Origin of the sequence: Streptomyces aquilus (assembly GCF_003955715.1) — a bacterium.
Classification (GTDB): Bacteria; Actinomycetota; Actinomycetes; order Streptomycetales; family Streptomycetaceae; genus Streptomyces; species Streptomyces aquilus.
The window spans coordinates 224,695-237,605 of sequence record NZ_CP034463.1 but is presented as its reverse complement, the minus strand read 5'-3'; the positions used below and the strand labels follow the sequence as shown (position 1 = coordinate 237,605).

Annotated in this window: 10 protein-coding genes and 2 pseudogenes; 1 reads left to right on the top strand and 11 read right to left on the bottom strand. The window is 67.8% G+C overall.

Going from position 1 to position 12,911, the window contains the following annotated elements:
* Nucleotides 1-319: 319 nt before the first annotated feature.
* Nucleotides 320-1,282, bottom strand: a complete 963-nt coding sequence (locus EJC51_RS01145; RefSeq protein ID WP_279631328.1) for an SGNH/GDSL hydrolase family protein — start codon at nt 1,280-1,282, stop codon at nt 320-322.
* 414 nt (nt 1,283-1,696) lie between these two features.
* Nucleotides 1,697-1,807, bottom strand: a pseudogene (locus tag EJC51_RS49495) (site-specific integrase); the annotation flags it as partial.
* A gap of 329 nt (nt 1,808-2,136) precedes the next feature.
* On the opposite strand from EJC51_RS49495, the gene EJC51_RS47580 reads away from it, so the two are divergent.
* Nucleotides 2,137-2,343 carry a transposase domain-containing protein gene (locus EJC51_RS47580; RefSeq protein ID WP_166682796.1) on the top strand — a complete coding sequence of 69 codons (207 nt, stop codon included), beginning with the start codon at nt 2,137-2,139 and terminating at the stop codon, nt 2,341-2,343.
* Between the two features lie 496 nt (nt 2,344-2,839).
* Here the strand turns inward: EJC51_RS47580 and EJC51_RS01130 are convergent, their stop codons facing one another.
* The 9 genes and pseudogenes from EJC51_RS01130 to EJC51_RS01080 form a co-directional block, all read right to left on the bottom strand.
* On the bottom strand, nt 2,840-4,081 hold the full coding sequence (locus tag EJC51_RS01130) for an NAD(P)/FAD-dependent oxidoreductase (protein ID WP_126269264.1): 1,242 nt from the start codon (nt 4,079-4,081) through the stop codon (nt 2,840-2,842).
* Nucleotides 4,078-6,099, bottom strand: a complete 2,022-nt coding sequence (locus tag EJC51_RS01125; protein WP_126269263.1) for a LodA/GoxA family CTQ-dependent oxidase — start codon at nt 6,097-6,099, stop codon at nt 4,078-4,080. The genes EJC51_RS01130 and EJC51_RS01125 overlap by 4 nt, the downstream gene beginning before the upstream one ends.
* A 169-nt stretch (nt 6,100-6,268) precedes the next feature.
* Nucleotides 6,269-6,472 (bottom strand): hypothetical protein, encoded by a 204-nt coding sequence (locus EJC51_RS01120; RefSeq protein ID WP_126269262.1) that lies wholly within the window; start codon nt 6,470-6,472, stop codon nt 6,269-6,271.
* Nucleotides 6,473-8,179: 1,707 nt separating this feature from the next.
* Nucleotides 8,180-9,091, bottom strand: coding sequence for an aldo/keto reductase (locus EJC51_RS01105; RefSeq protein ID WP_126269261.1), 912 nt, complete (start codon nt 9,089-9,091; stop codon nt 8,180-8,182).
* Between the two features lie 26 nt (nt 9,092-9,117).
* Nucleotides 9,118-9,324 (bottom strand): annotated as a pseudogene (locus EJC51_RS01100) (aldo/keto reductase); the annotation flags it as partial.
* Between the two features lie 110 nt (nt 9,325-9,434).
* Nucleotides 9,435-10,802 (bottom strand): aldehyde dehydrogenase family protein, encoded by a 1,368-nt coding sequence (locus tag EJC51_RS01095; RefSeq protein ID WP_126269260.1) that lies wholly within the window; start codon nt 10,800-10,802, stop codon nt 9,435-9,437.
* On the bottom strand, nt 10,802-11,878 hold the full coding sequence (locus EJC51_RS01090) for a phenylacetate--CoA ligase family protein (RefSeq protein WP_126276741.1): 1,077 nt from the start codon (nt 11,876-11,878) through the stop codon (nt 10,802-10,804). The genes EJC51_RS01095 and EJC51_RS01090 overlap by 1 nt, the downstream gene beginning before the upstream one ends.
* A 100-nt stretch (nt 11,879-11,978) precedes the next feature.
* Nucleotides 11,979-12,314: a hypothetical protein gene (locus EJC51_RS01085; protein WP_126269259.1), complete on the bottom strand. Its 336-nt coding sequence runs from the start codon at nt 12,312-12,314 to the stop codon at nt 11,979-11,981.
* Nucleotides 12,315-12,328: 14 nt separating this feature from the next.
* On the bottom strand, nt 12,329-12,526 hold the full coding sequence (locus EJC51_RS01080; RefSeq protein WP_126269258.1) for a hypothetical protein: 198 nt from the start codon (nt 12,524-12,526) through the stop codon (nt 12,329-12,331).
* Nucleotides 12,527-12,911 lie beyond the last annotated feature (385 nt).

Here is a 12,911-nt window from a genome sequence, read left to right as displayed (position 1 = left end):
TGTCGAATGTCTCGCTCCGACATGTTTTGCCGCCGCGACCAGGCCACAGGATCGACGGGAGAGTGAGGCGATGAGCGCAGCATAAGTCGACGCCCAGTTCGGCTACGAGATCAGCTTCTCGCCTGGCGGCAGACCCGACAGCGGGGCCGAGGCCCGGGAACCGCTGCCGAGGTGGCCTCTCCCACGGCGGACCTCCCGGTCGCCCGTGCTGCTGGCCTCGACCCAGGTGATCAAGTTGCCCAGCCACAGGGCGAGCAGGGGGTGCGGAGGCTACGGCGGGGGCAGCAGCCCTGGCCCGGTTCACCCGTGGCCATGTCCCTCACCATCCCGTTCGCAGGCTCCTGAGGAACGGGGCAAGGCGGTCGGCGATCACCCGGTCGTCATGAGCCGAGGTGTGGCCGTCACATCCGAGGAAGTCCAGGCCCGCCTGATCGAGGAACCAGTAATGGACCCCGCTGTCGCCGGCATCGTTACGCGCCTCGACGACCTGCCGCACATGCTCGGCGTTTCTGTCGAAGCCGACAGCCACGAGCGTGGTGCCGAGACCGTAGCGCGTCCGCAGTTTCCGAAGGAACTTGCCATAGGCGGTGCGGTAGGCGGCCGCGAGGCTGTCAGGCCTCCACGGTTCAGCGGGGGTGAGGTCGGAGAAGTCGTTGGAGCCGAGATTGATCACCACGACCTGAGGGCGCCACGTCCCCGGGTTCTGCCAGACATCGCCGTCCACGTTCAGCAAAGCGCGGTCGTAGTAGGTCCGGTACGTGACGTCCGGGCAGATGCCGGCGACGTTGCGCACCATGCCGAGGCCGGAGAAGCCGTTGATCTGGTAATCGGCCTCCAGTTGCTGGGCGGTGAGGGCGCCGTGGCTCATGTCGGTGTTGGTGTTCCGCTTGATCTGCTCCGGATTGCAGTCCCGGGTGCCCGAGACATTGCCGTAGCCCACCGTGAGGGAGTCCCCGATGAACTCGATCTGGCGGTCCCGTGGCGCCGGCTTGCTCAGTACGGCGCCCCCGGGTGCGGCGAGGAAGCCTCCGAACGTGCTGGTGTCCCCTGGAGTGTCGTTGCGTTTGACGACCCGGACCGTGTGCTCGCCGTCCCGCAGACCGTTGATCCAGTGCGTGGTGTCGCCGGGTGTGAACAGGGTGGCGACGGTGCTCCCGTCAACCTGGACGTCGTAGTCGGCGGCCGCGCAGTCGAGCACCACCCCGACCCCGGTCCCGCGGAAGCGGCCCTCGAAGTACACCCCAGGCCAGCTGAACTGCACTGCCTTTCCCAGGTCCTTCACCCGCCCTGCCGTGTGTACCTGCGCCGAGACACTCTCCACGGGGACCAGTTGCCTCAGCTCATGCCCCGGGCCCGCGTCCACCGCGGCAGGCGCCGCCGGGCGCCGCCCGCGTCCTGAGTTCGGGTTCCCCCCCACTGAGCGCCATCTACCAGCCGTCCCTCTGTCCCCGTTCGGTGGGCCACGGCTGAACGTCCGACATTCCACCCCGGAATGTCAACCAATTTGAAGGGACGAGATAGACCCATGGGCGCCTGATTTACGCGTCTTACGGGATGGCCCTTGGCCAGCGCACGCCAGTTCCTCAGGTGCGCGAAGCTCGTGCTCGAACAGGGCGTGGACGGCGGCCAGGGCATTGGTTCATTGACCCCAGCGTCGCGACGCCCACAAGGCGCGCCGGTAGAAACTCTGACACCTGATCTGGAGCATTGGGCAGCGGATGCATGCGTGCTCGTGCTGACACGGTGTGCCGTAGGGGCGAGCGCAGTTGCCGAGCTCGACCTTCCTCTTGTCGAAGTGTTCCTCGAACGTCGTCAGCCCGATGCATGCGCAGGCGGGTGATGTCGTCCAGGATCAGCGCGTGGGTGCCGTGGTCGTCCAGTGAGTCGGCGACCTGACGGATCAGCTGGGGCAGGGTCAGCCGCCGGTTCTCGGAGCGTTTTCGCAGGTCACGCAAGCTCGTTGGGTGTCCGAGAGTAAAACGCAACGGAGCTCGTTGGTACAGGCAGTCGACCAAGACAGCTTGTACCCGAAGAGCTCCGTTGCCCGTTCGTCTTGCCTCCTCGCCCGCGCTGACGACCGTTACCCGTACGGTGACTGTGGCCGCGGGCCCGTGCGCGCCGAGTCACTTGGGCGAGTTGACCGCCGCGGTGCCGTTCGAGCTGGTCGACGCGGTGCTGACGGAGACGTGGACAGTCCAGCGGCGGCTGCGTGATCTGCCGTCCCGGGCCGGAATGTACTTCTTGCTCGCCATGTATCTGTTTCCCGCGGTCGGCTACCGGCTGGTCTGTGACAAGCTGAACGGCGGCCTGACCGGAACGCCGGTGGTCGCGCCGCCCGCCTGACGACGCCGGGGGTGCTGTTCGGTGCGTACCGGACGGTGTCGTTCGACGGCTGCAACTCGCTGCGGGTGCCCGATTCACCACACAACCGGGCCTGGCTGGGGCGGACGGCTCATCACGGCTGTCCCACAGTGGAGTTGATGACGCTGGTCGAGACCGGGACGAGGTCCCTGATCGGTGCCGTGTTCGGGCCCACGGACGAGGGCGAGACCTCTTATGCCAGCCGTTTGCTGCACCTTTCGACGCCGGACATGCTGGTGCTGTGGGACAAGGGCCTCGACGCCAACGCCTTCCTTGCAGCGGACTCTGCCGGCGGTTCGTGCAGGCCAGCGCCACGGTCGTGTCCTGTTCGGAGGAAGCTACGAGAGGTCGCCGTACGAAGTGATCTCCACGTTCGGCAGTTCGCCACTCCCGGCAACGCGACGGATCACCGGAAGTCTGCCCCGGAACTGCTCAGGCCGGTGCGCCTGAGCAGTTCAGTTCGCACCGGCCGAGGCTGTCAGGGCACGTCGGCCAGGCGCCGCGCCCAGAAGGAGCGGTCGGTCCAGCGGGCCTCTTGGGCGTGGATGACACGGTGGCCGCGCAGATATGCGCTGCGTGCGGCCGCGACCTGGTCCGCGTAGGCGCCGAGGGACGACTCCGCGCCGTCAGGAACGCCACTCAGGCGGGCGTCGACGGCCAGGCCCGCGCTCAGCCCGGTGTAGAGGGCGGTCAGCACGCCCTGGGAGGAGAGCGGGTCGAAGGCGACCGCCGCGTCACCGGCGGCGGTCCAGCCGTCTCCGTACACCCGGTCCAGGTGCGCCGTGTGCGCGGCGGCCCGGCGGGGCGCGGTGGGTGACGTGGGCGGGGGCCCGTCCCGGTGGACCCATCGGGACACGTGGCGGGTGGCCGACATCCGTCGGTGGAAGTGGCGTGCGGTGTGGGTGGCGGCCGGCAGGTCGGTGTCGGTGAAGTAGGCGACCAGGCGCCCGCCGGAGGGCTGCGGGGCGGTGTACCACCAGCCGTCCTCGTCGGACTCGACGAGGGAGCGGCGGTCGGTGTCCAGCGGGTCCGCTTCCAGGGGCACGTACAGAGCGGTGAGCCGGTCCCGGACCCGCCGCCGGGCCCCGCACCGGATTGCCATCGCGGCGGCGCGGCCGGTGGCGTCGATCACCCAGCGGCAGCGCACCGTACGCTCGCCACCGGACGCGGCCCCGCCTCCGCCTGCGGACCCGCTCCCGCCCCCGGACCCGGACGCCGGCCCGGTATCGGGCCCGCCCTCGCCCGCCGACTCGCTACCGGCAGGGCCGGTGCCGCCGCGCAGGACCAAGGTCCAGCCGCTGTCCGGCGTCCGCACCGTTTCGCGTACGGCCGTGCCCTCGGCGACCTCCGCCCCCGCCGCGCGGGAGGCGTCGCGCAGTCGCTGGTCGAACAGCCGTCGGTCGAGGTGCCAGCCATGGCCGTGCGGGTCGTTGATGAAGTCGACGGTGTGCAGGTCGGACGAACCCCACGCCGAAAGACTGCCGTAGCAGGGCAGGTGTCCGGAGTCGAGAACGCGGTCGGCTATGCCGAGGTCGCCGAGCAGGACCCGCCCGGCGGGTACGAGCGTCTCGCCGAGCTTGGGCGGCCCGGTGCCGGCGTCCGCCAGCAGGACCGTACGGCCCGCCCGGGCGAGCATGAGCGCGGCGGCGCAGCCGGCCGGGCCGCCGCCCGCCACCACGACGTCGTAGGTGTCCGCGCCGAGAGCGAGGGCGGCGCTCACCGCGCGTCGCGGAAGGGGTCGAGTTTCTCGAGGTATCCGGCGGTGATCTCCTCCTCGCGGTAGCCGGTCGCCCGGGCCGCTTCGCCGACGGCCCGCGCCGCGGACTCAGCCTCGACGGCTTCGGGGGCGAGCCTTCCCTCGGGCGAGCGGCCCGCCGCCGCGGCCAACACGTGCGGCCCCGCCTCGGGCACCTGCACGTTGACGAGGTTCGCCCTGTCCGGTGCCTGAGCGAGCGGTTGTCCCGGGCGCGACTCCACCAGGATCCGGTCGGGGAACTTCCCGTCGCCCACGGTGTAGTCGCGCACCTCGACGACGCCGAGTTTGGCCCAGTCCTTGATCATCTGTGTGCGTTGCTCGTTCATGGTGCCGGTGAGTCCGCGCAGCCAGGTCGCCCGCCGCTCGAATGCCTCCTCCCGGGCGCTGTCGTCGCTCCCGGCCGACGGCGTGTTGACCTTCTCGAAGTCCTCCAGCTTGAGCACATGGTTGGGTACCTGGGCAGGCCAGAAGGTCGGCAGGTACGGGCTGTACCGGGGCCCCAGGTTGGCCAACACCTCGTAGCCCGAGCGGCAGCTCGCGGTGTCCGCCTGCCAGGGGGCGGCCATCCAGCGGGTGAGGTCACCGGGGCCCTGTGCCTGGAGGGGGCCAGTGGCGGAGACCGCCTCGTCCGGAAGCAGGGTGGGCCCGTAGTCGGGTTCCGCGGTGGCGGGGGCGCGGTGCCGGATGCGGAAGGGCGCGCTGAACATGCTCGCGTGCCTGATCGGCCAGGTGACCTCGATCCCCGGGTGGAACGCGTCGGCGGCGCAGCCCTCCAGGGCCGCCCGGTCCAGCAGCCCCGGCTGCTCGGCGGCAGGGGCCTCGTCGACCGTGGGGCGCGGCTGCCGCAAGGGTCCGGCCACGAACGCCCCGTCCGCCCAACGCTGCAGCATCCAGTCCTGGGTCGGCGACAGCGCCAGGTGCTGAAGCACGGACTTGGGCTTGCTGGCCATGGCGTCGCCGTACAGCCACGGCCACGGCAGCGGGGACTTTCCGTCACGGTCGTAGTTGCGCAAGGAGGCGTACACCTGGCGGCGCAGTTCCCGGCTTCGGTCGGACGGATCGGCGAGCCTCTTGCGCATCGTCGGCGAGAGGAAGAAGTTGGGGCCGTTCCAGCCGAACTGGGTCGCGAAACCATGGTTGACCCACTGCAGATCGCAGAACCTGCGGAATATCGGCTCGATGTGATCGGCGAACGAGACCTGCTGCGGGCGGGTCAGCGAACCGGCCTGGACGAAGACGTCGAAGAGCAGGTCGTAGAGGGTACGGACGGACTTCACGCCGGGGGCGTAGTGCGGAGGTCCCACCACGACCCAGGCCGGTACGGCGGTCAGAACCTGGCCGTCGATGGTGACTTTCGCTGTCACCGGACCGTCGGACACGTCGTCGTACCAGGTGTCGTTGTTGGTGACGCCGGTGATCGGCTTGTTCTTGTAGGAGGCGGAGTTCCCCCGGCCGCCGAGCACCAGCAGGCGGCCGTCGGAACGGGTGGAGATCTCGCCGAGGTACACCGCCTTGTCCATGACCTTGCCGGTGTCGAACTTCTGCGTCTCGGTCTTCGAGCCGCGAACCGTGCGGCTGCCGGGATCGTTGACCAGCTTCTTCCTGTCGGCGCCCACGACGTCGGCGTTGCGTCGGCCGTACTGCTCTGCCGTGAGCGTCTTGCCCTCGGGGATGTCCAGCGCCAGATGGAACTGGTACCAGGCAGCCTTCTTGTTGGCCAGATGCACCGTCCACTGGATCTCGGTGACACCCTCGCTGCCCGGCTTCAGTTCCCGTACGACCTCCCCGGCGGCGTTGTAGCCGTACACACGGAATCGTGCGGCCTGCCGCCGTATCGCCCCGGAAGCGTCCTTGTAGGAGCCGGCGTCCGCTGGTTTCTGGTCCGGTGATTCCGGGCCGATGAAGGGTGCCTCTGTGCTGTTGCCGACCCGGGCGACACCGATGGCGGGGTGGATCTTCACCTGCACGATGTGACTGTCCATAAAAAGGAACCCTCCGTTGTGGATTCAACCGGTCGAAGGTAAGTGGTCGCACAGGAAGAGGGCGCAGGCCGAACTCGCGTTCCGAGGGCGGGGTGCGGGTCAGGGTCCTGCCCGGCGTCAGTCCGTCACAGGGCCGGGGTTCGTGTGGTCCGCAGGCAATGCCGCGTAGTCAAGCGGTGTCCGCACTGGTCAAGGGCATAGAGGCATGGCCTGCGAGGGTGTAGAGAGCGCGCCCCGTCTCGCGGATGATGCCCTCGCTTGACCATTGGGTCAGTGGACCGCAGAAGCTGTTCAGGTTGGTGATGTCCAGCATGCGTGCGAGTTCGCGGTCGTGCCAGGCGTGGCCGGGATCGGCGGAGAGGATGGTCAGCACGCGGTGCTGGCGGCCCGCGGTCGGCGATGTCCGGGAAGGGGCGGGTGTCGGTGTGTGGGCGGCCGGGCTCCACGGCCTGTGGCGGCGGTGGGGTGTCGTGGGCCGTGGAGAGCGTGACGGCGATGCCGATGATGCTCTGGCTGGTCAGTGGCCTGTTGTCAGCGGGGCGGGCGGGGTAGCGGGAGATTGGGCACTTGACCTTGCGGATGCTGGTGCGCAGACGGCGTGGCGGGAGCAGGTCGGACAGGACCACTCGGCCGACGTCGCCGACCAGATCGGAGTCCCCCGCGGCCGCGACGACGCCGTGGCCGGTGGTCAGGAGGCCCCGGGCGGTCTCCAGGGCGGTGGTGAAGCTTGCCCGGTCCGGATCGAGACCCGGCGCTGACTCGATGTTGGCGGCCACCACGGCGATCCGCAGGACATGGTAAGTGGTCAGCAGCGCCCACATTTCCTGTTCGACCCCGACCGGGTCACCCGAGCGCAGGACTCTTCCCACAGTTCATCCCGGGAACGGCGCGTCGGCGTCCTCGGCAAACCCTCGCTCTCGGGGTGCACCCCGAGCGTCTCCAGCAGGTACTGCTGCGCGGGCACCAGCCGCTCCCACTCTGCCCCCCGTCGTTGACCTGCTCACTCAGCTCATATCCTCGAGTGCCGATCCGGCGGCCAACGCCTCGCCCCGGCTCCTCGGCGTCGCGGGCGTAGGTGGGGCGGCCCGCAGCCGAGTTGCGGCTGCGGGCGCTGGCGGTGGCCGCCCCGGGCCGCTACCGCAAGGAGATCCTCGAGCACAACCGCCGCCTGCCTCAGGAACGCGATCGCCTCTACCACCGCCACACCGACCTCCCGGACGCTGCCGGAGCAGGTCAAGACAGTGGTGTCGACGAGGAGGACGGCCCGGCGCCGGGGGTCGTGTCGCGCTTCGCGGCCGACGGAGAGGGCGGTTGCTCGTCGCGGCTCTCCGAGGTGAAGGCGTCGCGGCGAGCGAGAGTGACCGACAGAGGCAGGCCCAGCCGCTCGGCTGCGCGGCGCCGGACACGCACCTGAGCCCGGGTCCGGGGTCGGAAAGAGGGGAGTCGCGAGCAGCCGCAGCCAGGGCGGTGATCGTAAGTCAGCCCCTGCGCAAGCACAGTCGCTACGACCGACCATGCCTTCGTGTCACGTCGCCGGGGCGCGGCAAAGTCGTAGCCGGCGAAGACGAGCTGTTCACGACAGCCGGGACAGATGCGCTTCCGGATCGGCCATGTGCTGCCTTTGAAGGAGAGTCGGCACGCGATGCACACGTAGTGCCGGAAGGCGCCGTTTAAAGCGTGGTAGCACATGGTCCGACAGAGTACGCATCGTCCGCGGGCGTGCCCAACCGGATTCCTAGAACCCCATCTGGCCAGTCGGCCGCCCGGTCAGTGTCTCTCCACGACACGATGGGTGCGGATGCACAAATCGCGGGACAGCGCCCTGAACGGAGGCATCGATCGCGCACGCCCGCTTGCTCGTCGAGGACAAGAACGCGCACTACATCGCGCTGATCAAGGGCAATCACCGCACGCTGCAACGACAGCTCAAGCAGTCGCCCCGAAAGGACGTCCCGCTGCTGGACACTTGCGACTCAGGGGTGGCCCACAAGCCCCAGCCCTTGCGCCGCCGGCGTCCGCGTCGGGGCGGCGATATGCCCTTCGTCGCGGGATCAGCGCCTGGCTGTCGTGCTCTGGACGGTCAATTGTCCAGCAACCCGGCTCCATCAGAACCGGGGATACCAGAGCATCCATCAGACCCGGAGCGGTTCAGACGTTTCCTGGCGAGCCAGGCGACGATTTTCGGGTCGTGGTGGTCGAGGAACAGCGAGGCGCCGGTGTCCAGGGCGGCGATGGAGGCCATCTGGTCGTCGGTCAGCTCGAAGTCGAAGACGGCGATGTTCTCCACCATGCGCTCGGGTCGCACCGACTTGGGGATCGCCACGACGCTGCGCTGGACCAGCCAGCGCAGCACGACCTGGGCCACCGACTTGCCGTGCTGTTTGCCGATCTCGTTCAGCAGCGGATGAGTGAACAGTTCGAGCCTGCCCTCGGCAAGGCCCCCCCAGGACTGGATCTGTACTCCGCATTCGCGCATGAGCCTTTGGTCGGCGGTGCGCTGGAAGAATGGGTGGGTCTCGATCTGGTTGACTGCGGGGGTGATGTCGTTGTTGACGACGAGGTCGACGAGGCGGTCGGGGTAGAAGTTGGCGACGCCGATCGCCTTGGCGAGGCCCTCGCGATTCAGGTCCTCCATGGCGTGCCACTGCCCGTAGACGTCGCCGTAGGGCTGGTGCATCAGATAGAGGTCGAGGTAGTCCAGACCGAGCTTGGCGAGTGAGGCCTCGGCGGCGCGCCGGGTGTTCTCCCTGGCTGGGGCATCCTGGACCCACAGTTTGGTGGTGACGAACAGGTCCGCGCGCGGGATGCCGCTGCTCTCGATAGCGCGGCCGACAGCTTCCTCGTTGCTGTAGTAGGCGGCGGTGTCCAGCAGCCGGTAGCCGGCGGCTAGGGCCTCGGAGACGGCCTGCTCGGTCTGTTCTGGCGGAATCTGGTAGACGCCGAAGCCGAGGACCGGCATCTTTACGCCGTTGCTCAAGGTCACGTTCTGCATCGGCTTGTCCTTCAGTTCGTGAGTGGTCAGCGTTCGGGGAGCCGCATGCCAGCCTTCGTGTGGGTAGCCCCGGCCGCAGCCGGGAGGCTGCTCGGTCTGGCGAGCTGACCGGCGGTCAGCCGGAGGTCGTTGGCGGCGGTGTTCTTCTCGACCCGGTGGACGCGGTTGGTGCCCGGGATGGGGACGATGTCCTTACCCTGGGCCAGCAGCCAGGCCAGAGCGACCTGGGCAGGTTTCTGATCTGGTTCTCGCGACGCGGGAGAGGTGGCCGTTCAGGTGCGCTGTGCGGTCCTGGCTGAGGTGACCTCGGTTCGTGGAGGGACCGGGCTGCTCCGGTGGTGGTTCAGCCCCGAATAAATCCCTTGGTGCGCATGAGGAAGTGCGCGAGATGCCCGTCGTGCGGGATGCCGGTGTCCGTCCAATAGGTCGGGTGGGCACCGACGTAGACGTTGGCGATAGACGGCTCGTCCACGAGCGCGCTGATAAGCCGCTCGTCCTTGGTGTGAACGCCCAGAACAAGCGTGTTGCGCAGAGGAACGATTCCCGCCTCACGTGACCAGGGGGCGACCCACAGGCAGGGGAAGGGCAACTCAACACCTGCCCTCGGGTCGTCCGGACGCTCCAGCTGGTGCACTACCGGGCGGAGCACGGCGCTGCCGTCACCGAGTTCCTCCACGAACCCGGCTCCCCCTAGAAGTGCCCGTGCACCCGTCGCCTTGTCCAGCACGAACTTCTCCAACGCCCGTGCGACAGAGGACGCCTGCACCGGGAGCACGGCCTTCTCGTCCTCGGGAGGAAGGTTGGGCAGGAGGGCAAGGCGGTCGGCGATGGCCTCGGCCACGGGTGCTGGGTCACCCTCGACGAGAACAGCGGTGGCGTTCACACAGCCGGTCCCCCCGTGGTGGCTGATCGAGTCGACGATGGTGTCCAGGTGCTTAGGCCAGTCTGTCTCCGCGGTGAGCAGGATCTTCGAGCGTCCGGGATTCAACGGCAAAACGAGCGGGTCATCGGCGTACTGGCGGATCACCTCGTCGCTGCCGTAGGCCAGGTCGGCGCCCCGCAGTAGGCTCTCGGCGGCAGCGTGGTCAGTAGGCAGCAGCATGACGTGGTCATCGCCGAACCCGGCCATGCGCAGGGCCGTCACGAGCCGGTGCGGAGTGAACGGCTCGCGTCGCGATGGTCGCACCGCCACCCGATAGCCCAACGCGAGGGCCTCCGGCCACAGAGTGTGGGTGCCGGGGTGGTTCCCGGCGGCATGCACGGCGAAGACCTCCCCGCGCCGGGACCACACGGCCCTACCCGCGTGGGTAAGCGGATCGCGCCAGTCGCCGACCGCGCCCCAGGGCCGAGCGTGCTGCAGGTTGTTGTACAACTGCTCGGTGCGGCGCATCGCGGTCGCGGTGGCGGCCCGCACTACCTGGATCGGTATGCCGCCCACCCGGCTCACCGCGTGCTCGTATTCGGCGACTGTCTGGCCGTTGATGGTGCTGGTGGCAAACAGCTGCCCGGCGTGGGCGATGGCAGCGACCCGCTCATCGAGCGGAAGCGGTGTCGCCCTGCGCAGCGCCGCCATGGCGCGGTCGACGTACACCGTCGGTGCCAGGCTCAGCTCAGCCACGGGCCGTCCGCTGACATCCGCCACCGTGGCTCGGTTGCGGGAGCGGTAGGGGCCGGCGGGGCCGAGGACGTCCAGCTGGATCAGGTCTGTCATCAGTAGACCCCCTCGACAACCGCCTCGTTCTCGAAGTGGGAGACGGGAGCGATGTCTGCGACGGCATCGCCGATGCAGCCGGGCAGCGGTTCGACGCGGGTGGCCAGGTCCCGTTCGAGATTATTGGGGAGGAAGAGCGCCTTGGAGAGATGGTTCATCACTACCTGCCCCCGCTCTCCGTAGGGCACCAGCCGGCGGTTTCGCGGATCCACCACCGAAAAGGTCACGTACGGCGAGAAGGTGTCGAAGACACAGGTGTCCTCCTCGCCCGCAGGCACGCGCTGGCCGGCGATTCCGAGAATCATCGTGCTGCCGTAATGGCCGTACAGAACGAGGCCGGGGAAGATCTCGGTACGGTACAGGTGGTGGGTATCCGGGTCGAGCTGGGTGCCGCCCCAGCGGATCGCACGTACCTTCTCGTTGACGAGCGCGACCAGCTCGTCGCGCCGCACCAGCCGCTCCAGCAGTGCGGGAGTGATGGTCAGCACGCCGACGTCCTGCGTGCGCAGCACGAACTCTGCCTGGTCGATGACGTGTTCGGCGTAGGAGTCGGCCTCGTCCTTCTTGCCCGCCGCGATCAGCTTCTTCACCCAGCGTGGGTCCAAGTCGACCTGGAAGCCGTGACGTCCGTGTGTGGCTGCCGAGCGCCGGAAGATCTCCCCGACGATGTGGGGGCCGGACGGTACGAGCCCGAGCCAGTCGACGCCGCGCGGGAAGCCGTGTTCGTTGAGGTTGGCGTTACTCCAGGCGATCAGGCGGTCCAGCCAGTCCCGGGGGCAGACCACGCGCTTGGGCGCCCCGGTGGTGCCGCCACTCTCGTAAACGCCCACGATTTCGGGGGTTGGTCCATATCCCCGAGGGATCAGAGCTTGCGCCGGTACCTTGCGCATCTCGTTCGCGACGTTCGGGAAGAGCCGCAAATCGTCGAAGGTCCTCACGTCCCGACGCGGGTCGAAGTCAAGTGACTTGGCCCGCTCGAGCCAGTACGGCGATCCGGTGTTCGGGTGGAAGTGCCACTCGAGAACAGCCTGGAGGTACTCCTCCGGATCGGGCCGGGTGTCGTACGGAAGGTCCATTAGCGGGTTGGCTGCGATCGACACGGTTTCTCCTTGGGATGACGTGAGGTGGGAAGCGGCCTCACCACATCACTGAAAGGGGGAAACCCCCATTGCTGACTTAGCGTGGGTGATTGCCCTGAATTCCGTGCACGATCTTGGGTACCGCGAAGATGAAACGGACGTCGGCCGGGCGCCCGATCAACTGTGCGGCCCGGTTGATCGGCAGGTCGGCCGCCGGACGCCGTTCCCACACCATGACGCCCCCCCAGCGACGGTTTTCGGGGTCGGCCAGCCAATACTTGGACAGGAGACCGGGACATGACGACCAGTCGTCGGCGCCTTGAAATATGTCAGCCTCCATATCCTGCACGGACGGATCGCCCGGACCCAGGTTCCACCAAGAGATGATCATGATCGATGTGTCGCCCATAACGCCAGGTGCGTCAGTCTGCATTCCCGGTGGCCTGCCTATTTCTCAGCGTCGATGACGCCGGCAATGGTCATTTCGGTGATGAAGACCGGGGAGGGCGGCTCGAATCCGTTGCTTTCGAGGTGTGCGAGTAGTTCCATGACCTGGAGAGAATCCAGAGGATCGTGGTCGGAAGTACCGGGGAATAGCTGCCGAGCGAGACGGAGTGCGGCATCAGGGCTATGTGATTCACTCATGCGATATCCTCAAACTCCTCTTACCAGTGATGGGGAACCGGACCTGGAAGCATCGAACATGACCCGATGCCGCTTCCGCTACGAGAAATTCGTCGACACGGTTGTTAACGCCAACGGCCCCCCGCAGCAGAGGCTGCAAATTCACAACAATACACTTGTTCTTACGTGTACTCTTGAGTGCCGTGAATTGCCCCGATCGCAGGAACTGGCCGCAGCACAAGAGGATGCTGCTCACACGCCATGTGGGTCAATGCAATGCAGGTGACACAGGTTGGCTCTTTCGCTCGCTGCCTGTGCAACCGCGCAATCTCCGCGGTTGCACACAGTCGACGGGAATCCTGTCCGGCGCGTGATCAGCACAGCGCAAAGTGCCTCTGACCAGTAA